The sequence below is a fragment of the Pseudonocardia acidicola genome, from assembly GCF_012911935.1.
In the GTDB taxonomy this organism is placed as follows: domain Bacteria; phylum Actinomycetota; class Actinomycetes; order Mycobacteriales; family Pseudonocardiaceae; genus Pseudonocardia; species Pseudonocardia acidicola.
The window spans coordinates 47629-65310 of the sequence record NZ_JAAXLA010000026.1 but is presented as its reverse complement, the minus strand read 5'-3'; the positions used below and the strand labels follow the sequence as shown (position 1 = coordinate 65310).

The window sequence follows — 17682 nt, the reverse complement described above, 5'->3', positions numbered from 1 at the left end:
CTCGCCGGCACGCCGGGCGCGTATTCAGATTCGCTATTTCGCTCCCGGCCGCGGCTCCGGAGTGGTTACAGCCCGGCCGCCACGAGCCGCGTGCCGTGTGGCGCCGGCGTGGCCCGGGTCCGTGACGATCTCGCTGTCGAGCAGGATCCGGGCGGTCCCCAAGCTCCGCTCGCGGTCGTACTTCCCGGAGTGGCTGCTCGAGCGCCGCCGCCGCGCCGAACGTGGGCCGCGATCGGCCCCGTACCGGGGCTCCGGAGCGCCGGGTCCGTTCGAATGGATGCACCCGCAGCTCGCCGAGGAGCACGTCGTGCTGATGGGCGCGACGTCGTATCGGTTGATGTCCGAGATCGTCGCGAACGGCGACGACCCGACGTTCCCCCGGAGGGCGGAGCTTCCCGAGATCGTGTTCTCGAAGACGCTCGAACCGCCGCTGACATGGGCGAACACCACCACATCGACGAACCGGTGGAAACGGCCGTGACCGCGTTGAAGGCCGAGGCCGACGGGCTGTCGATGCGCACCATCGGCAGCCCGTCCCTCGTCCGCAGCCTCTTCCGGCTCGGCCCGGTCGAGCGACTCCAGGTGATGGTCTTCCCGATGATCCACGGTGCGGCCGGCGAGGGACCCGTCCTCGCCGAGCTGCCCGTCCTCGACCTGAGCCTGGTCGGTACGAGCGTGATCGACGACCGCCTCGTCCTGCTCGACCACCGCGTATGCGGCGAGTAGTGGCCCGGTCGAGGGGCTGCGGCCGTGCGGCTCGATTCCGCCCTCCCCGGTTCAGCGTGGTTCGGCCCTGACCGCTGGGCCGCGACGGTAGGGACGTGAGTCGGCGGCGAGCAGGATCCGGATGCGGTAGTCGTCTGACACCTGGTTTCGTCATCTCAGGGCACGCAGCGCCGCCGCGGCCTCCGCGATGCATTCGGCGAGGCCGGGCGGCTCCTCCGCCGAGACCCAGCGCGCGAACGCGACATGGAAGACCGTCACCGCGCTGTGGGCGGCGAGGCTGGCGGCGGGCTCGGTCACGCCGCGCTTGCGGAGTGCCTCGGTCGTCGCGTCGACCATCGCCGCCAGTTTCAGCAGCTCGCGCTCCTGCAGACTCGGGTTGGCCGCGATGATCCGGGAGCGGCGAACGGCGTGGTCGCGAAGGTCCTCCAGCAGGCCGCCGCCCGTGACCATCCCGGCCAGCGCTGCGTCGAGCGGCGAGAGGTGATCCGGCGCGGCCAGGATCGCGTCGTACGCCGTGCGCTCCATGGTCGCGGATCCGTCGAAGAGGACCTCGCGCTTGTCGGCGAAGTGTCGGAAGAAGGTGCGCTCGGTGACGCCGGCGCTCTCGGCGATGTCGCCGGCGGTGGTCTGTTCGAAGCCGCGCTCGGCGAAGAGCTCCATCGCAGCGCGGATCATCCGCCCCCGCGCGTCCGGCTCCCAGCGACCCATGGCGAGAAGTGTAGTGATGACAGTTACTGACATAAGGGGCTAAGGTTGATGTCAGTCACTGTCATCTCTAGGGAAGGTGCCCGTCATGCGCGTCTTCGTCACCGGTGCCTCCGGCTGGATCGGCTCGGCCGTCACCGACGAACTGCTTACCCACGGCCACGAGGTCGTCGGCCTTGCCCGCTCCGACGAGGCGGCCGCCGCGCTCGAGGCGAAGGGTGCCACCGCCCACCGCGGCAGCCTCGACGACCTCGACAGCCTCGCCTCGGCAGCCACGGCTGCCGACGGCGTCATCCACCTCGCCTTCAAACACGACTTCTCCGACTACGCCGGGGCCGGCCGCAGCGAGCACGCCGCGGTCCAGCGGATGCTCGACACGCTCGAGGGCAGCGACCGGCCGTTCCTGCTCGCTTCCGGGCTGGCATCGGGAGCGACCGAGGGGCCGTTGACCGAGGACGACGCCTCGCCGTACTACGGTGCCGACTCGATCCGCGGCGGTAGCGAGAACCTCGCCCTGTCCTACGCCGGACGCGGGGTCCGCCCGGTGGCGCTGCGCTTCTCCCCGACCGTGCACGGCATGGGCGACCACGGCTTCACGGCGACGCTGACGAAGATCGCTGAGGAGCGCGGGGCCGCCGGCTACATCGGCGACGGCTCGACCCGCTGGGCGGCGGTGCACCGCTCCGACGCGGCGCGGATGGTCGCGCTCGCGCTGGAGAAAGCCCCGGCGGGTTCGCGGATGCACGCGGTGGCCGAGGGAGGTCTCCCCTCCCGTGACATCGCCGCCGCCATCGGCGACTACCTGGGCCTGCCGACGGTGTCGGTCGCGCCGGAGGACGCCGAGGCGCACTTCGGCTGGATCGGACGCTTCTTCGGCATGGACCTCACCGCATCCAGCGCCCGCACCCGGGAGATGCTCGGCTGGACGCCGACGGGCCCGACGCTCTTCGAGGACATCGCTTCCGGGGCCTACGCGCTGCCGGGGTGACCGCTCCTCACTGAACAAGCCCGACAACCACGCCGGCCAGCGCCCTGACCGCCAGCGGCGGGGTCAGACCGAGGATCAGCGTCCCGCCCTGCAGCATGTTCGGCTCGATCAGCACCAGCCCGGTGGTCGGCAGAAGGAGCGCGATCCCGAACATCGCCCAGGCGACCCGGTCGGCGACCGTTGGTCGTCGGGCCGCGGTCGAGGTCGACGTCCTGCCCCCGCTCGATGCGGTGGCCATGGTGTTCGGCCTGGACGCGCCGGACCCGCTCCGACTCGACCTGCTGGTCGGTAACGTCGCGGTCATGCTGCCAGCCGTGGACCACCTCGTGGTTCTCGGTGCGTGCGGCGATCTCGGCGCGCAGCGCGGCGAGAATCTCGACCTGGCGGCGGGCCTCGCCGACGGTCACCGGCTGCGGGTCACCGGCCTCGACCTGTGCAGCGCCGCCCGGCCTCTCGCCGGTACGTAGCGGCCGCGACGTCGGTGGGGGAGGGCGCGACCGCAAACAACGCGGTCTGGCTCTCGTCGACGACGATCTCGTTCCCCGCCACCTCGGCCTCGGGCTCGACCGCCGCGCTCTCGGCGGGCGTGCCCACGACCCGCACGGGCTCGTCCCGCTCGTCACCCAGGTCCAGGTCGAGCGACAGCTGGTCGGGGTCCTTGCACACCGCCGCGGTATCGACCGTGGCCTCGTCGGTTATCGACGACCTCGAACAGCTCGACCTGCTCGCCCGCAACCGTCTGGAGATCGCGGGGCAGGCCGCGGCTGCCGCTTCATCCGCGCCCGGGCTTCCGCTGCGGGTCGACCCAGCAGAACGTCTCTACCTTCGCCATGCCGAGCGCGGCGGCCTCGTCGAGCGCCGGGTCGAGGTCGCTGTCGTGCGAGGCCAGGATCACCAGGTCGATGTCGGGCTGGCGGGCCTCGCGGACGAACGTGAGCGCGCAGCGGACGTCGACGCCCTTCTCCCGGGGCGTCCCCTTGACGATGAACCGGCCGTCGCGGACGGCGTTGCCGGTCGGCACAGGGATCCCGACCGTGGCGGCCGGGTGCGCGAGCGTGGTGGCCTCCGTCCGATTCACCACCTCGGCGAGCGCGCCCCAGTGGTCGAAGTGGAAGTGGGTGGGGAGGACCTGGCCGAGCCCACCGGTGCCCACCAGCTCGAGCAGGGTGCCCGACTCTGCAGCGGCGTCGATCATCAGCCGCTCACCGGTGGTGGTGCATTCCAACAGGTAGGTGTTGTTGTATGAGCCCACCGCCACCTTCGTCATCCGGAGCCCGCGCAGCTCGCGGACTGCGGGGGCTCCACCGACGACAACCTCGCCGGTGTAGGCAGGTGCAGCTTTCTGCATCATCTCGTCCTCCCCTGCCGGGCGGCCGTCAGCGTCGCGGCTCGTAGCTGGCCTCACGCTCGGCGAGGTACCAGAGCGTGCGGCCCATCGGGGCGCGCGCCTCCTCTGCCAGATGCCCGACGACGCCCGCTGCCCGGGACACGACGGCCACGCCGCGGAGCACCGCGGTGTCGATGCCGAGGTCGCAGAGCAGCGCACCGCAGGCGCCGCCCGCATTGAGCGGCAGTGGCTTGCCCGACGGGGACGTGGCCTGTGCCTGGACGCGCAGCATCAGCCGCGTGTGCGGTCCGAGGACGTCGAGCTCGCGGGCCATGGCGAGCAGTCGCGCGGTGCGGGGGTCGCCGTTCTTGTGGAACGGATGCCCAAGGCCCGGGATCCGAGCTCCTCGGCTGCGGTGGTTCTCCACGATCCCGGCCGCGAGACGGTCGAGCTCCTCGTCGGATGTCGCCGCGTCGGGAGCGGCGGCGGTGAGCACGCGGCCGGCGTCCTCGAACACCCCGAGGAAGACCGACCCGGCGCCGAGGACGCCGGCTGCGACCGCGCCCTGGATCGAGTCCGGAGCACCGGTGTAGGTGAGCCGCGCGGCCAGGGCCGTGGGTGTGAGCCCGTGGTCGGCCAGCGCCACGAGCACGGCGTTGAAGATCCGCGCCTCGCCGGCGCTGGGCAGCCTGCCCGTGATCAGCAGGTAGAAGACGCTCCCGAAGTCGACCTCGCCCATCAGCTCGTCGGCGAGGTTGTAGCCCTGCACCCAGATGTCGTCAGCCGTGGAGCGCCCGATCGACGTGGCCATCGTGGGGAGGTCGGTCTCGAAGAGGGTCATCGACTCAGCCGACCTGGGTCTCCCGCACAGCGGACACGGGGTCGGCGTCGTCGAACCACGGGTCGGCGTCGAGGTCGCGGGCCGGAACCGAGAACTCGATGGAGATCCCGTTCGGGTCGGTGGCGTAAATCGAACGGAGCAGGCCGTGGTCGACCACCTCGCTGACGTCGGAGCCCCAGTCGCTCAGCCGCTTCCGGAGGTTCTCCAGGTCCTCGTCGGAGTCGACGCTGATCGACACGTGGTCGAACTGGATACCCGAGGCCGGGACCCCGGAGTCCTTCCGACCCGGCAGCTCGACGTCCTTCCACTCGAAGAACGCGATCGACGCGCCGCGCCCGATGCTGAGGAAGTAGTGCCGATGGGGGTAGTTCTCATCGCGGTTGCCGGTGGTGCCGACGAGCGGCATGCCGAGGACGTCGCGGTAGAACCGCACCGTCTTGTCCATGTCGTCGGTGACCAGCGCGAGGTGGTTCAAGCCTGCGTAGTTGATGGCTGCCATCTCGTCCTCCTGCGTCTGCGTTGGGCGGTGAGCGGGCCCAGGCCGCGGACGACCAGGGCGGGACGGGCTCGAAGAACAGCGCGGGGCAAAAAGATCGCGGCCCGGCCGTTTCAGGATCGTATGCGACTTTGCTATAAGGTCACAAGAGGTCGCCTTACGGACAGGGCCAGACTGAGGTCGCTAGAAGCCGAAATGCCATATCAAGCCCCTGACGGGCCTGGATGGAAGCCTCGACCGGCGGACCGCCCAAGCGGTAGCTTGTATCCAATCTTCCTCTCAGTGGGTCACCGACGCGACCGAGTCGGCGTGGCGTCACAGGACGAGGCGGGCGTGACGACGGAGGTCGAAGTGGCGAGATCGGCGAGAGCGGTGGCGTACGAGGCCCTGCAGCGCGGCATCGCGAGCGGTCAGTACCCGCCCGGGAGCTGGCTGCGCGAGGAGGACGTTGCAACCGCGGCGGGTGTGAGCCGCACCCCCGTGCGCGAGGCGCTGCACCGGCTGCAGGCCGAAGGTGTGGTACAGATCCTGCACAACCGTGGGGCCGTAGTCGTCGGCTGGACGGCGCAGGATCTTGACGACATCTACGACCTACGGGTGCTTCTCGAGGGCTACGGAGTGCGCCGTGTCGCGCAGGCCCCGGACAACGTCGACTTTGTCGCGCTACGGGCCATGTGCACGGAGATGGAGCAACTGCTGCCCGAGGCCGACGAGCAGGACCTGCAGCGCATCGGCCAGCTCTGCATCGACTTCCACACCATGCTGGCCCAGGCCTCACAGAATCGGCAGCTGCTCGCGATCATTCCGACGGTGCTCGCCACGCCGTTCGTCCGCGAAGCCTTCCACCACCACACACCGGCCGACCTCGAGCATGCCTTCGCCTCGCATCGCGAGATCCTCGAAGCGCTCGAAATCGGCGACGGCGACTGGGCGGAAGGTGTCATGCGAGCCCACCTGCGTGCCGGCCGGCACTCGTTGCGGGAGATGGAACAGGAGCGCCGGACCGGCGGGATCGACGGCGACCCCAGCCTTGCCTCTGCCTGACCAGGGTGGCGGATCGTACACATTTGCCTGCCTGAAGATCGGGGCAGCGATGGGGACGAAACGGCTGTTCGTACACAGTTCCTCTGAGCTGTCCCGTCGCCAGGAACGCCAGGCCCATCATCGGCTGGCGCGCGGGGTCCGTCCTCGATCGACCCCGGACAGCGTCGCCCCTGGCCTCTCAGGCACCGTCTTGGCAGCTAACTGCCCTCCGGTCTGCGCATGAGAGCGCTGTCCCATGCCGGTGAACGGCGCGACAGAACAGATTCCCCGGGCAACTCTTGACGCGCTGCTGTGACCGCCCTTACAGTCAAGTCGTATACAACATTGCGGGGAGCAGGCGTCCCGCTGTTCCCGGGGAGCAGTGGTAGCCGAGCGCCCGCTGGCACCCCAACTTGGATGGGATCCACCGGCGGCGTCCTGAACGCCGCCTCTTCGCCAACCGACGACGCGGGTTCCCGCCTGGACGGGCCCCGGCCCGGGTGGCGGCCGCCCGACAGCCGCGCTCTGACCTGTACGTCCACAAAGGAGTGGGACATGACAGAACTGGTCGACCGCCGCCCGAGCGCCACCCTCACCGGGGCGGAGCTGGTGCAGCGCGCCACCGACCTGGTGCCGCTGCTACGGGCCAACGCGGCGCAGGCGCACGGCGAGCGCCGCATACCGCGGGAGAACCTCCGGGCACTGGAGGAGTCCGGCATCCTGCGGGCCACCCGCGCCGTGGAGTACGGCGGGTCCGAGATCGACACCCAGTCGAAGATCACCATGTTCGGGGAGCTGGCCCGCGGCTGCGGCTCCACGGCCTGGGTGGCCACGCTCTACTCCGACGCCGACTTCATCGTGTCGCACTTCCCCGACGAGGTGCAGCGGGAGATCTTCAGCGACCCGAACGTGCACTGCACCGCCACGCTGGTCCCGACCGCTCGCGCCGAGCGCGACGGCACCGGATTCCGCGTCAGCGGCAAATGGCCGTTCAACACCGGATGCCTGGACGGCACCTGGGTCGCCGAGCCGGCCGTGGTCGAGCTCGAGGCCGGCAAGCCCGAGGTCTGCCTGTTCCTCCTGCCCTACGCCGAGCTCACGATCCTGGACGACTGGCACGTCAGCGGGCTGCGCGGCACCGGCAGCAACAGCGTCGTCGGCGAGAACGTGTTCGTCCCCGAGGAGCGCATGCTGCGGCTCGAGGAGTTCAAGCTCGGCTTCGGGCGCAGCGAGAACAACAAGGACCGGCCGATCTTCCGGATCCCGGCGGTCCCGTACGTGCTCACCAGCGGGGGCGCCACCTTCCCCGGCCTGGCGAAGGCGGCGATGGAGCTGTTCCTCGAGCGGCTCCCCACCCGCGGCCCGATCGCCTACACCGGCTACGGGCAGCGCAGCGAGGCCCCGATCACGCACCACCACGTGGCGGAGGCGTCGATGAAGATCCGCTCCGGTGACCACCTGATGCGGGGGGCTGCCGACATTGTCAGCCGCCACGCGCAGAGCGGCGATCCCTACGAGCCCGGCGAGATCCCCGAGATCTGGGGCATGGTCTCGTACTCGACCCGGCTCTTCGGCGAGGCCGTCGAGACGCTGCGGCAGGCCAGCGGGGCCAGCGGCATCCACGAGAGCCAGCCCATCCAGCTCGTCTCCCGCGACGCCCAGGCCCTCGCGACGCACGCCGTGATGATGCCGGCCACCGGCATCGAGATCTACGGCCGCTCGCTGTGCGGGCTCGCGCCGAACACCCCGATGCTGTGAGCGCCGCTCCCGTCGGGCAGACCACCGTCGACCCGGCCGACGCGCTGGCTGTGTTCGACCGGTGGTACGACGCCCACGAGTCCGGCGACGTCCCGGCCCTGCGCGAGGTGCTCGCCGACGACGTCGAGGTGCACTCGCTGTTCCGCGCGGAGCCGGCCCGGTCGCGGGACGCGGCGGTGGCGCACTTCCTGCGCACCACCACCGTCACGTTCGCGGGCCTCGCGATGGGGCTCGTGTCGACCCCGGCCGCCGCCGCGAACGGGGCGGTGCTCGCCGAGGTTGTGTTCACCGGCGCGTTCACCGGTCGGCTCACCTGGCGCGACCGCGTGCACCAGGGCGCGGGCCAGCGCTTCTCGCTGCCCGGCGTCGTGGTGCTCCGCACCCGCGACGGCGCGGTCACCTCGGTGAAGACGCTCTACGACCGGGACGACTGGCTCCGTCAGATCGACGTCCCGACCTGCTGATCCCGCACAATGAAGGAGTTCACGATGACGTCCACCCTCCCGACCCGAGTCGACGTGACCCAGTTCGCCGGCAAGGACACGATGATCCGGTTGATCCGGCAGGAGTACCAGAAGTCCTTCGACATGATGGTGGCCGCCAGCGAGGAGGAGTGGCACGCCCAGACCCCGTGCGACATGTGGGAGGTCCGGGACATGGCCGGGCACCTGCTCGACGCCGCCTTCGGCTACCTCGGCTACTTCAAGCAGGGCGAGCACGGCTTCCCGACCGAGGAGCCGCGCGGCATGCGCGCCTACGGCGAGGCGCTGGGCAAGAGCGCGCGGGAGTACCGCAGCGTCTACCGCTGGGAGGTCCTGGGCCGCCTCGACGCCTGCGCCGAGCTGATGTTCAGCTACTTCGACCGGCTCACCGAGGACGAGTGGGCCGGCAAGATCGTGCCGCACAAGTGGGTCGGCCCGGTGCCGGCGTTCATGATGGCCGCGTTCCAGCTCATGGACTACTCGGTGCACAACTGGGACCTGCGCAAGGCCCTGGGCAAGGAGGCGTTCGTCGACAAGGAGGCCTCCGACACCCTCGTCCCGTTCATGTTCGGGCTGATGCAGATCTGCTTCGCCCCGGAGCTGGCCGAGGGTGTGGACCTCACCATCGACGTGCACATCAACACCTCCGGTGACGAGCATTGGACCGTGCAGATCCAGGGCGGCGGCCTCACCTTCGCCCCCGGCGCCCCGGAGAAGGCCGACGCCACGTTCTCCTTCCCCTGCAATGAGTTCTGCCTCGACGTCTACCAGCGCCTGCAGGGCGGCACCGCCACCGGCGACCAGGACGCGATCGACACCTTCCGCAGGCTGTTCTTCACCATCTGACCCACCCTCACGACGGCCCGCAGCTCGGGCCCCGCCTCGCGCGGGGCCCTGAGCCGGCCCGCCGTGCCCGGACGAGGAGGACCCTCCGTGACTTCGACGATCGACGATCCGACCTCGACGGACGTGCCCACCCGCGAGGAGCTCGTCGCCCGCGCGGCCGAGCTGGTCCCGTTCCTGCGCAGCAACTCCGAGCGCTGCGAGCAGGAGGGCAAGTTGCCCGTGGACAACGTCCGGGCACTGGAGGAGGCTGGCCTGCTCCGGCTGACGCTCCCTCGCCGGTACGGCGGCTACGAGGCCGACACCCGCACCAAGGTCGAGGTGTACAGCGAGCTCGGCAAGGGCTGCTCGTCCACCGCGTGGGTGTCCGGGCTGTGGAGCGACGGCACACTGTTCGCCTCGCTCCTGCCCGACCACGTGCAGGACGAGATCTTCGCGGACCCGGACGTGCGGATCACCGTGTCGTTCCCGCTCGGCGGCACGGTCGCGATCTCCGACGGCGAGGGCGGCTACCGGCTGTCCGGCCGCTGGCCGTTCAACACCGGGTGCGCGCACGCGCGCTACGCCATCCGCAGCGCGGTGATCGACCCCGAGTCCGACGCCCCCGGCTTCGGCATGTTCCTCGTGCCCTACGAGGGCATGACCATCGTCGACGACTGGCAGGTCAGCGGGCTGTGCGGCACCGGCAGCAACACGGTGCTCGGCGAGGACATCCATGTTCCCGGCGATCGGATGATGCACTTCGGCGACGCCCAGCAGGGGAGGTTCCGGTCCGAGCTCAACGCCGGCACCCCGCTCTACCGCACCCCGATCATCTCGACGATCCTCACCACCGGTTCGCTCGGCTTCCCCGGCGTGGCCCGCGCGGCGCTGGACCACTTCCTGGGCCGCCTGCAGGGGCGCCCGATCACCTACACCACCTACGGCGACCAGAGCCAGGCGCCGATCCGGCACCACCAGGCCGCCGAGGCCGCGCTGCGGATCCGCGCCGCCGACGCCCTGACGTTCGAGGTGGCCGACATCGTCGACCGCCACGCCGCCGAGGACACCCCGTACGCCGACGGCGAGCACGCCCAGCTCTGGGGTCAGGTCGCCTACGCCACCGAGCTGTACGCCGAGGCCGTCGAGATCCTGCGCGCCGCGTCCGGGGCGTCGGCGATCCACAAGAGCTCCCCGATGCAGCGGCTCGCGCGGGACGCGGCCGCCCTGAAGGTGCACGCGATCATGTCGCCCACCACCGGCCTGGAGTTCCACGGCCGCGCGCTCGCCGGCCTGGCGCCCAACTCCCCCCTGCTCTGAAGGAGTCCCTCATGCATGCGACCGAGAAGAACCAGGCCTGGCTCCGCGACTACTACCGCGCCATCGACGCCGGCGAGACCGACGCGTACATGGCGATGTTCACCGAGGACGCCCGGATGGTCTTCGCCAACGCCGACCCGATCGAGGGCCGCGACGGGATCCGGGAAGCGCTGACCGGGCTGCTCGGCAGCGTCGACGCGATCCGCCACGTCCTGCACCAGGCGTGGCAGCTCGAGGACGACCTGATCGCCTTCGAGTGCGACGTCGTCTACACCCGCAAGGACGGCAAGGAGGTGACCGTCCGCGGCGGCTGCTTCTTCGTCTTCGCCGAGGACGGGCGGTGCCGCGAGCAGCGGATCACCGTCGACACCACCCCCGTCTTCGCAACCTGAGGAGCGCGCCCGTGGCCGACATCCTGACCTTCTCCGAGTTCCTCGCCCAGGGCGCGCAGCGGTGGCCGGACGAGCCGTGGTGCCACACGCCCGACGGCGAGTCGACCCGCGCGGAGATGTACGCCGACGCCCGCCGCTGCGTGGGAGGGCTGCGGGCGCTCGGGGTGGCGCCGGGCGACCACGTGGTGATCGTCCTGCCCAACGGGCTCGACTTCGTCCGGGCCTGGCTGGGGGTGGTGCTGACCGGCGCGGTCAGCGTCGCCGTCAACCCGAAGGCGGCGGCATCCGAGCTCGCCGCGGTCGTCGAGGAGACCGGGGCGCGCCTCGTCGTGGCCCCGGCGGGCACCCCGGTGCCCGCGTCGGTGACCAGGGTGGACGTCGCCGGCATCTGCACCGGCGAGCCGGCCGAGCCCGCGGTGTGCACGCCCGACCAGCCCGCGTCCTACATCCAGAGCTCGGGCAGCACCGGTCGGCCGAAGTTCATCATCGAGACCCACGGCATGTACACGATGGCCGCCGAGGGCTACCCGTACTGGCTCCGCCTCACCGCCGACGACGTGCTGCTCACGACGCTGCCGCTGTCGCACCTCAACGCGCAGGCGTACTCCACGCTCGGGTCCTACGGCTGCGGCGCCCGCCTCGTGCTGCTGCCGCACTTCTCGGCGAGCACCTTCTGGGAGACCGTGCGCGACACCGGCGCCACGGTGTTCAACGCGATCGGCGCCATGGTCGAGATCCTCATGACCCGCGACCCGTCACCGGTCGAACGCGACCACCGGCTGCGCTACTGCTACTCCGCGCCCGCACCGCACCGAGAGCGGCACGAGGAGATCGAGCAGCGCTTCGGCTTCCGGCTGGTGATCGGCTACGCGCTGTCCGAGTCGCCGTACGGGCTGATCTCGCCCGTCGACGAGCCGATCGCGTACGGCTCCATGGGCCGGCCCCGCCAGCACCCGCGGCTCGGGGAGATCAACAGCGCCAGGATCGTCGACCCGGCCACCGGCGACGACGTCGCGACGGGCGAGGCCGGCGAGCTCCTGCTGCGCAACCCCGCCACCACACCGGGCTACTTCGGCATGCCGGAGGAGTCAGCCGCGGTGCTGCGCGACGGCTGGCTGCACACCGGTGACCTGGCCCGCGCCGACGAGGCGGGCAACCTCTACTTCGCCGGCCGGGTCAAGGAGCTGATCCGCCGCCGGGGGGAGAACCTGTCGCCCGCCGACGTCGAGGTCGTCCTCGACGCCCACCCGGCCGTCTCGTCCAGCGCGGTGATCGGCGTGCCATCGCCGCTCACCGAGGAGGACGTGAAGGCGTTCGTCATGGTGCGCCCCGGCGAGCAGGTGAGCGCGGAGGAACTGCGGGACTGGTGCGCGGAGCGGCTGCCGCCCTACAAACGGCCCCGCTTCCTCGAGTTCGTCGAGTCCTGGCCGCTCACCGAGACGCAGAAGATCGCGAAGAAGGAGCTCCCCACGGAGCGCACCGCCGCGGAGTCCGACCTCGAGGCCCCCGCGCGCACCTGACCCGGCACGTCCGAAGCAGCTCCGACGCAGAAGCGAGACGACCATGGCACTCCTCGACGCTGTTCCCACCGTGCACCAGCAGCCGAAAAAGATCGCGCCGGGCACCTTCCTCATCCAGGACGTCCAGCATGCCCTCGGCGCACCGCTGTCGGTGTATCTCAACTCGGCCGTCATCCAGGGCGCCGAGCCGGTCATCGTCGACACCGGCAGCGCGCGCAACCGCGACCAGTGGCTGCAGGACGTGTTCGGCCTGGTGGAGCCCGAGGACGTGCGCTGGGTCTTCCTGACCCACGACGACTCCGACCACACCGGCAACCTCAGCCAGGTGATGGACGCCTGTCCCAACGCTCGGCTGGTGTGCAGCTGGACGCTGGTGGAGCGGTTCGCCAACGCCTACGACTTCCCGCTGGAGCGGTGCCGCTGGGTCAACGACGGCCAGTCCTTCGACGCCGACGACCGCACCCTGGTGGCGCTGCGGCCCCCGGTCTACGACTCCCCCGCCACCCGCGGCCTGTTCGACTCCTCGACCGGCGTCTACTGGGCGGCCGACGCGTTCGCCGCGCCGGTGCCCGGCGGGCCGGGCATCACACCGGTCGACACCATCGCGGACGTCGACCCCGAGGCGTGGTGGGGTGGCATGGTCATGTTCGGCATCCACGCGCTGTCGCCGTGGCTGAGCATGGTCGACGCCACCCGCTACGCGGCGTGCGTGCAGGAGGTGCAGAGCCACGGTATGTCCACGATCATCTCCGGACACAGCCCGGTGATCGACGGACCGCGGGTCGCGCAGGCCTTCGACATGATCGGCCGCCTCGCCGGGGCCGAGCCGCCGCCCTGCCCCGACCAGGCCGTCCTCGACATGATGCTCGCGGCGATGGGCGGGGAATAGGCAACGGCACGGCGGCGACGGCGGACCCTCAGGCGGTCCAGAACTCACGAACCGGGCGGAGAATCGGCACGAGCAACGCCCGTGCCTCTTTGCATGGCCGTACGCCCGGCACGTACGTGCGCGCGCATGACTGCCTCGGCCCACTCCGCATCGCCGGCGGCGATCGCCTCGAGCATCTCCCGATGCTGGGCCAGACTCCGGACGAGCTGATCGTGCGTGCGCTGTTGGTTGGCCGCACGCACCAGCGGGACCCGGTTGAGGCCCGGCAGGATGCTTATCAGCTGCCGGTTGCCGGCCACCTGGTGCAAGTCGCTGTGGAACTGAACGGCGAGCTCACTGATCCGCTTGCAGTTGGCCGGGCCGCCCTCGGCGAGCAGCCGTTCCATCTCCGAGCACAGCGATTCCAGGGCCGGTAGGTCTATGGCGACCCGTGGTGCCTCGACGGCCCGGCGGATCGCGTAGCCCTCGAGCATCATTCGAAGGTCGAAGATGTCGTCCAGGTCCTGGGCCGTCCACCCGATGACCTGCGCGCCGCGGTTGGGAACGAGCTCGACGATGCCCTCGGCGTCGAGCCGACGCAGCGCCTCCCGTACGGGCGTCCTACTGACCCCGGACCGAGCGGCGACCTCGGGTTCGCGGATCCAACTACCGGGCGGAAAGTCCCCCGTGGCGATGCCGTGTTGAATGGCCTGGTAGGCCATATCCGCCGCGCGCGCCATCGGGCCCCTTCACTGATCACTTCTGCCTGGTTCTGAGCACTTTAAGCGGTCGCCTGCGGCCCGGAGCCGCGACGGGATACAGCCCGTGGCAGGGCGGGGCGGCCTGTACCAGCGCGCCCAATCGGGCGCCGAACGCGCCCCCGACGTCGGCCCAATGCCGGTCCCCGAGCACGGCCCCGGCTTGCGGGCGGACCGGACGCACCCGCGCGGCGGCGTGTGCCACCTCGGCGGCCACGGCCGTCGTGCCGGGCATCGTGCGGGCGAACCATCGGCCGAGGTCTCCCCGGGCGAGCTGACTGGTCAGTGACATGGTCTCGTCCCGGGCGCGGCGGTTAGCGCTGGTCGGACCGGGTGTTGGCGTGGCCGGCGCGGCCGGGCCGGGAGCGCCGGTCGGCGAACGCCCACAGCGTGCGCCGGTGCCAGCGCCGTCCCTCGACGTCGTCGGGGTCGGGGAAGTAGCCCACGTTGCGGGCGAGATAGCTGGTGATCGTCCGCGGGCTGGCGTAGCCCAGGATCCGGGCGGCCTCCTCGGCGTCGACCAACTCGTCCGGCTCGGCGCTGCGATCGACCGGGGTGAGCGTGGCCTTCTTCGCCGCCTCCCGCTCCTGCGCCCGGGCCACCGCCTCGTCCTCGTCCTCGTCCTCGTCCCAGTACAGCCGCCGGCCCTCGCGGTGCACCGGCTCGGGGTGGCCGTTCTCGGCCCGCTCCCGGTACCAGCGCTCGGCGGTGGATTCGCCGATCTGCAGCTGCCGCATGAGCTCGGCGCGGTTGATGACCGCGCGGCCCTCGTGGATGCGGCGCTCAGGGGTCGGCATCCGCAACAGCCCAGGGGCCGCACCGGGGCCGATCGACCGGCACCGGCGGGCGCGCCGGGCCGCCCGCGGCCCGGCGCTCGTCACGATGGTCATGCCCCTGCTCCCTCCTGTCGTTCGTTCGGTGGCGGCCGGTGCTGGCCCGGGTCGGGGCGCTCGGTGTCGGCTCCGGGGGCCCAGGCCGTGCAGTGCGTGCGGGTTCGCTGTGGAGATCCGCGCGCACAGCGGCATCCCGTCGGCGTCGCAGAGCAGGTGGTACTTGCTGCTGGCCTTGCCCCGGTCGGTCGGGTTGCGGCCGGTCAGCTTGCCCCCCTTTTCGCCCGCACCGACACCGCGTCGATGCAGGCGCGGGACCAGTCCAGCAGCTCGGCCTCGGGCAGCTCGTCGAGCACCCGCCGGTGCAGCCGGTCCCAGACCCCGGCGGCCTCCCACTCCCGCAGCCGACGCCACGCGGTGTGCCCGGAGCCGCAGCCCAGCTGCGGGGGCAGGTCGCGCCACCGGCAGCCGGTGTGCAGCACGAACAGGATCCCCTCCAGCGCGGCCCGGTCGTCGATGCGCGGGCGCCCACCCGGGCCGCAGGACGGGGTGGGATCAACGGCTCGATCAGCTCCCGGAGCCGATCCCCGATCAACCGCTGCTGCTTGCGTACCGCCACGCCGGATGAAGATCAACGATCAAGGCGTGCAGGTCACGTACCGACACGCCAGGTCATGAGACCAGGTCTTGGGTCGTTCTACTGATTGGTCGTGGCCCTGCGCGTGCCTACGGTGGCGTTACGGCCCGGCGAGCCAGCCTGACGACTGGCGTGTGACGGCCTGTGGTCGCTCCGACGGGCGCGTGAACTGGTTCAGAAGGGGACAACACGATGCCATCGAAGACCACCCGTTCGACGATGACGATCGGGGATTTCCTGCTGCGGCGGTTGCGGGAAGTGGGCACCCCGCACCTGTTCGGAGTCGCCGGCGACTTCAACCTCGAGTTCCTGGTGCAGATGGAGGAGGACAACGAGTTCACGTGGGTGGGCAACTGCAATGAGCTGAACGCTGCCTACGCGGCCGACGGGTACGCACGGATCAGCGGGCTCTCGACACTCGTCGTGACCAACGGCGTCGGGGCGCTGAGCGCCATCAACGGTGTCGCCGGCGCCTACAGCGAGTACGTCCCCATCGTCACCGTCTGCGGGTCGCTTCCGCTGAAGGCGCTGGACCGGAACCTGCTGATGCACCACACGTCCGCCGATACCGACTACGACGCCGTCCTGAAGGCGTACACCCCGTTCACGGTGGCGCAGACCAGGCTGACGCCGCAGAACGCCGTAGCCGAGATCGACCGGCTCATCCTCACCGCCTGGCAGCGCAAGCGGCCGGTCTACATGGAACTGCCTTCCGACATCGCCTACCTCGATGTCGAGGTCCCGGCGGAGCCGCTGGACCTGGTGATGCCACCGAGCGACACCGAACGGCTGAGCACGTGCACCGACGAGATCGTCACCCGGCTGACCAGGGCGCGCTCGCCCGCGATCCTCGTCGACATCGCCGCGGACCGCTACGGCGTGGCCGATGAGCTGCAGGAACTAGCCGGCAAGCTGCAGGTGCCGATCGCCGCCATCAACACCGTCAAGGGGGTCATCGACGAGACCTGCCCGTACTTCCTCGGCCTCTACGTCGGGGCCGGCAGCGCGCCCGAGGTGCGGAAGGCGGTGGAGGACAGCGACTGCTTGCTGGCGATCGGGGTGCGGCGGGTGGACACGACGTCCGGCGGTTTCTCCGACGCGCTTCCCACGGAACGGATCGACGCCCGTGGTGACGCCGTCGACATCGGCCCCGACAATTACCAGGCCGTCTACCTGAAGGAACTGCTTCGCCGGGTCGCCGACAGCGTCTCTTCCAGGGAGCAGCCGGCATCCCCCCGGACGTATTCGGCGGTGCCGGCATCGGAGGTGGCGGTGCCGTCCGGTCCGCTCGAGCAGAACGCATACTGGGACCTGGTCCAGGGCTTCGTCCGCGAGGGCGACGTCATCATCGCCGAGGACGGCACCTCCGAAGCGGGCGGCTGGGGACTGCACCTCCCGCCGGGCTGCACCTTCGTCACGCAGGCCGTCTGGGGCTCGATCGGCTACACGGTGGGATCGGTCCTCGGCACGATGCTGGCCGCGCCGGACCGCCGCCACCTGCTGTTGGTGGGAGACGGGTCCTTCCAGCTCACGGCGCAGGAGGTGTCGACGATGCTGCGGCACGACCTCAAGCCGATCATCTTCCTGATCAACAACGGCGGCTACACGATCGAGCGCACCATCTGCGGCAAGGACGGCAAGTTCAACGACATTGCCAACTGGTCCTACGCCGACTTGCCGAAGGTCCTGCACCCGGGGACGAACGCCCGGACATTCGTCGTGAAGACCGCGGCCGAACTTCAGGCCGCGCTGGCAGTTCCGCACGACGGCATGATCTTCATCGAGGCGATCATGGACAAGTACGACGTCCCGCCGGCCGCCCTCGCCTCCGGCCATAAAATGGCGGAGGTCGACTACGGTCCCCGCGGGCCCCAGCACCGGCCCGGCATCCAGCTCTGAGCGAGGCCGGCCAAGGCCGGCGGGACGCCAGGGGCTGTTGAGAGAGCGGTACGGCATGGATAGGCGCGGTCGGCCCGGGACGAGTAGGCCTTGTCAGCCAGCACCCGGTCCAGCCACACCCGGCCCGCGGCCACCATCGACTCGAACCGCTCCGGGTTCATCTTCGCCGCCTACACCCGCTCTCGTACGGTCCGCGGCTTCTCCACCTGCTGCCCGTCCTCGGCCACGGCTCCCAGCTGACGTCACCACGGGCCGGTGCAGGGGACCGAGGCAGCAGCATGGGCCCTTCC

General features: G+C 70.7%; 21 protein-coding genes and 1 pseudogene. 14 read left to right on the top strand and 8 right to left on the bottom strand.

Translation table 11 applies throughout. The features are described from left to right. Nucleotides 1-121 precede the first annotated feature (121 nt). Complete coding sequence (locus HF526_RS15780; RefSeq protein WP_169382137.1) at nucleotides 122-481, top strand: hypothetical protein; 360 nt, start codon at nucleotides 122-124, stop codon at nucleotides 479-481. Next, entirely contained in the window at nucleotides 478-726 is a 249-nt protein-coding gene (locus tag HF526_RS15775) for a dihydrofolate reductase family protein (protein WP_169382193.1), read from the top strand. The genes HF526_RS15780 and HF526_RS15775 overlap by 4 nt, the downstream gene beginning before the upstream one ends. A gap of 150 nt (nucleotides 727-876) precedes the next feature. Here the strand turns inward: HF526_RS15775 and HF526_RS15770 are convergent, their stop codons facing one another. After that, a complete protein-coding gene (locus tag HF526_RS15770) occupies nucleotides 877-1434 on the bottom strand; it encodes a TetR family transcriptional regulator (RefSeq protein ID WP_169382192.1) in 558 nt (185 codons plus the stop codon). Between the two features lie 85 nt (nucleotides 1435-1519). On the opposite strand from HF526_RS15770, the gene HF526_RS15765 reads away from it, so the two are divergent. Continuing rightward, nucleotides 1520-2419, top strand: a complete 900-nt coding sequence (locus HF526_RS15765; RefSeq protein ID WP_169382191.1) for an SDR family oxidoreductase — start codon at nucleotides 1520-1522, stop codon at nucleotides 2417-2419. A 122-nt stretch (nucleotides 2420-2541) separates the two neighbouring features. Further along, nucleotides 2542-2886, top strand: coding sequence for a hypothetical protein (locus HF526_RS15760; RefSeq protein WP_169382190.1), 345 nt, complete (start codon nucleotides 2542-2544; stop codon nucleotides 2884-2886). Here the strand turns inward: HF526_RS15760 and HF526_RS15755 are convergent. From HF526_RS15755 to HF526_RS15740, 4 genes are all read right to left on the bottom strand, one after another. Next, nucleotides 2837-3085, bottom strand: coding sequence for a hypothetical protein (locus tag HF526_RS15755; protein WP_169382189.1), 249 nt, complete (start codon nucleotides 3083-3085; stop codon nucleotides 2837-2839). The two genes, HF526_RS15760 and HF526_RS15755, sit on opposite strands and share 50 nt — an antisense overlap. Nucleotides 3086-3191: 106 nt before the next feature. Continuing rightward, nucleotides 3192-3770 (bottom strand): MBL fold metallo-hydrolase, encoded by a 579-nt coding sequence (locus HF526_RS15750; protein WP_211177282.1) that lies wholly within the window; start codon nucleotides 3768-3770, stop codon nucleotides 3192-3194. A gap of 25 nt (nucleotides 3771-3795) precedes the next feature. Then, on the bottom strand, nucleotides 3796-4587 hold the full coding sequence (locus HF526_RS15745) for a citryl-CoA lyase (RefSeq protein ID WP_169382188.1): 792 nt from the start codon (nucleotides 4585-4587) through the stop codon (nucleotides 3796-3798). A gap of 4 nt (nucleotides 4588-4591) precedes the next feature. After that, entirely contained in the window at nucleotides 4592-5086 is a 495-nt protein-coding gene (locus HF526_RS15740) for a VOC family protein (protein WP_169382187.1), read from the bottom strand. Between the two features lie 330 nt (nucleotides 5087-5416). Between HF526_RS15740 and HF526_RS15735 the strand changes: the two genes are divergently transcribed. The 8 genes from HF526_RS15735 (at nucleotide 5417) to HF526_RS15700 (ending at nucleotide 13289) form a co-directional block, all read left to right on the top strand. Then, a complete protein-coding gene (locus tag HF526_RS15735; protein WP_169382186.1) occupies nucleotides 5417-6127 on the top strand; it encodes an FCD domain-containing protein in 711 nt (236 codons plus the stop codon). A gap of 534 nt (nucleotides 6128-6661) precedes the next feature. Next, entirely contained in the window at nucleotides 6662-7864 is a 1203-nt protein-coding gene (locus HF526_RS15730) for an acyl-CoA dehydrogenase family protein (protein WP_169382185.1), read from the top strand. Beyond that, the gene (locus tag HF526_RS15725; protein WP_169382184.1) at nucleotides 7861-8328 is read left to right on the top strand and encodes a nuclear transport factor 2 family protein; all 468 of its coding nucleotides are present in this window, start codon (nucleotides 7861-7863) and stop codon (nucleotides 8326-8328) included. Before HF526_RS15730 ends, HF526_RS15725 begins: the two co-directional genes overlap by 4 nt. A gap of 24 nt (nucleotides 8329-8352) precedes the next feature. Then, nucleotides 8353-9192: a maleylpyruvate isomerase family mycothiol-dependent enzyme gene (locus HF526_RS15720; protein ID WP_169382183.1), complete on the top strand. Its 840-nt coding sequence runs from the start codon at nucleotides 8353-8355 to the stop codon at nucleotides 9190-9192. Nucleotides 9193-9279: 87 nt separating this feature from the next. Continuing rightward, nucleotides 9280-10488, top strand: coding sequence for an acyl-CoA dehydrogenase family protein (locus HF526_RS15715; RefSeq protein WP_169382182.1), 1209 nt, complete (start codon nucleotides 9280-9282; stop codon nucleotides 10486-10488). An 11-nt stretch (nucleotides 10489-10499) separates the two neighbouring features. Further along, nucleotides 10500-10880, top strand: coding sequence for a nuclear transport factor 2 family protein (locus HF526_RS15710; RefSeq protein WP_169382181.1), 381 nt, complete (start codon nucleotides 10500-10502; stop codon nucleotides 10878-10880). An 11-nt stretch (nucleotides 10881-10891) separates the two neighbouring features. Next, nucleotides 10892-12400, top strand: a complete 1509-nt coding sequence (locus HF526_RS15705; RefSeq protein WP_211177281.1) for an AMP-binding protein — start codon at nucleotides 10892-10894, stop codon at nucleotides 12398-12400. 43 nt (nucleotides 12401-12443) lie between these two features. Continuing rightward, on the top strand, nucleotides 12444-13289 hold the full coding sequence (locus HF526_RS15700; RefSeq protein ID WP_169382180.1) for an oxygen-binding di-iron domain-containing protein: 846 nt from the start codon (nucleotides 12444-12446) through the stop codon (nucleotides 13287-13289). A 44-nt stretch (nucleotides 13290-13333) separates the two neighbouring features. On the opposite strand, the gene HF526_RS15695 is transcribed toward HF526_RS15700, so the two are convergent. The 3 genes and pseudogenes from HF526_RS15695 to HF526_RS15685 form a co-directional block, all read right to left on the bottom strand. Beyond that, nucleotides 13334-14008, bottom strand: a complete 675-nt coding sequence (locus HF526_RS15695) for a GntR family transcriptional regulator (protein ID WP_169382179.1) — start codon at nucleotides 14006-14008, stop codon at nucleotides 13334-13336. A gap of 332 nt (nucleotides 14009-14340) precedes the next feature. Then, nucleotides 14341-14916 carry a hypothetical protein gene (locus HF526_RS15690; protein ID WP_169382178.1) on the bottom strand — a complete coding sequence of 192 codons (576 nt, stop codon included), beginning with the start codon at nucleotides 14914-14916 and terminating at the stop codon, nucleotides 14341-14343. 96 nt (nucleotides 14917-15012) lie between these two features. Beyond that, nucleotides 15013-15475: pseudogene (locus tag HF526_RS15685) on the bottom strand (IS5 family transposase); the annotation flags it as partial. A gap of 210 nt (nucleotides 15476-15685) precedes the next feature. On the opposite strand from HF526_RS15685, the gene HF526_RS15680 reads away from it, so the two are divergent. Further along, a complete protein-coding gene (locus tag HF526_RS15680; protein ID WP_169382176.1) occupies nucleotides 15686-17392 on the top strand; it encodes an alpha-keto acid decarboxylase family protein in 1707 nt (568 codons plus the stop codon). Nucleotides 17393-17482: 90 nt separating this feature from the next. After that, a complete protein-coding gene (locus HF526_RS15675; protein WP_169382175.1) occupies nucleotides 17483-17632 on the top strand; it encodes a hypothetical protein in 150 nt (49 codons plus the stop codon). The last annotated feature ends 50 nt before the right edge of the window (nucleotides 17633-17682 follow it).

Coding starts and splice junctions, on each gene's coding strand:
- HF526_RS15765 (WP_169382191.1), top strand. CDS start 1,520: ATGCGCGTCTTCGTCACCGGTGCCTCCGGCTGGATCGGCTCGGCCGTC.
- HF526_RS15695 (WP_169382179.1), bottom strand. CDS start 14,008: ATGGCGCGCGCGGCGGATATGGCCTACCAGGCCATTCAACACGGCATC.
- HF526_RS15710 (WP_169382181.1), top strand. CDS start 10,500: ATGCATGCGACCGAGAAGAACCAGGCCTGGCTCCGCGACTACTACCGC.
- HF526_RS15750 (WP_211177282.1), bottom strand. CDS start 3,770: ATGATGCAGAAAGCTGCACCTGCCTACACCGGCGAGGTTGTCGTCGGT.
- HF526_RS15730 (WP_169382185.1), top strand. CDS start 6,662: ATGACAGAACTGGTCGACCGCCGCCCGAGCGCCACCCTCACCGGGGCG.
- HF526_RS15740 (WP_169382187.1), bottom strand. CDS start 5,086: ATGGCAGCCATCAACTACGCAGGCTTGAACCACCTCGCGCTGGTCACC.
- HF526_RS15745 (WP_169382188.1), bottom strand. CDS start 4,587: ATGACCCTCTTCGAGACCGACCTCCCCACGATGGCCACGTCGATCGGG.
- HF526_RS15720 (WP_169382183.1), top strand. CDS start 8,353: ATGACGTCCACCCTCCCGACCCGAGTCGACGTGACCCAGTTCGCCGGC.
- HF526_RS15690 (WP_169382178.1), bottom strand. CDS start 14,916: ATGACCATCGTGACGAGCGCCGGGCCGCGGGCGGCCCGGCGCGCCCGC.
- HF526_RS15770 (WP_169382192.1), bottom strand. CDS start 1,434: ATGGGTCGCTGGGAGCCGGACGCGCGGGGGCGGATGATCCGCGCTGCG.
- HF526_RS15680 (WP_169382176.1), top strand. CDS start 15,686: ATGCCATCGAAGACCACCCGTTCGACGATGACGATCGGGGATTTCCTG.
- HF526_RS15700 (WP_169382180.1), top strand. CDS start 12,444: ATGGCACTCCTCGACGCTGTTCCCACCGTGCACCAGCAGCCGAAAAAG.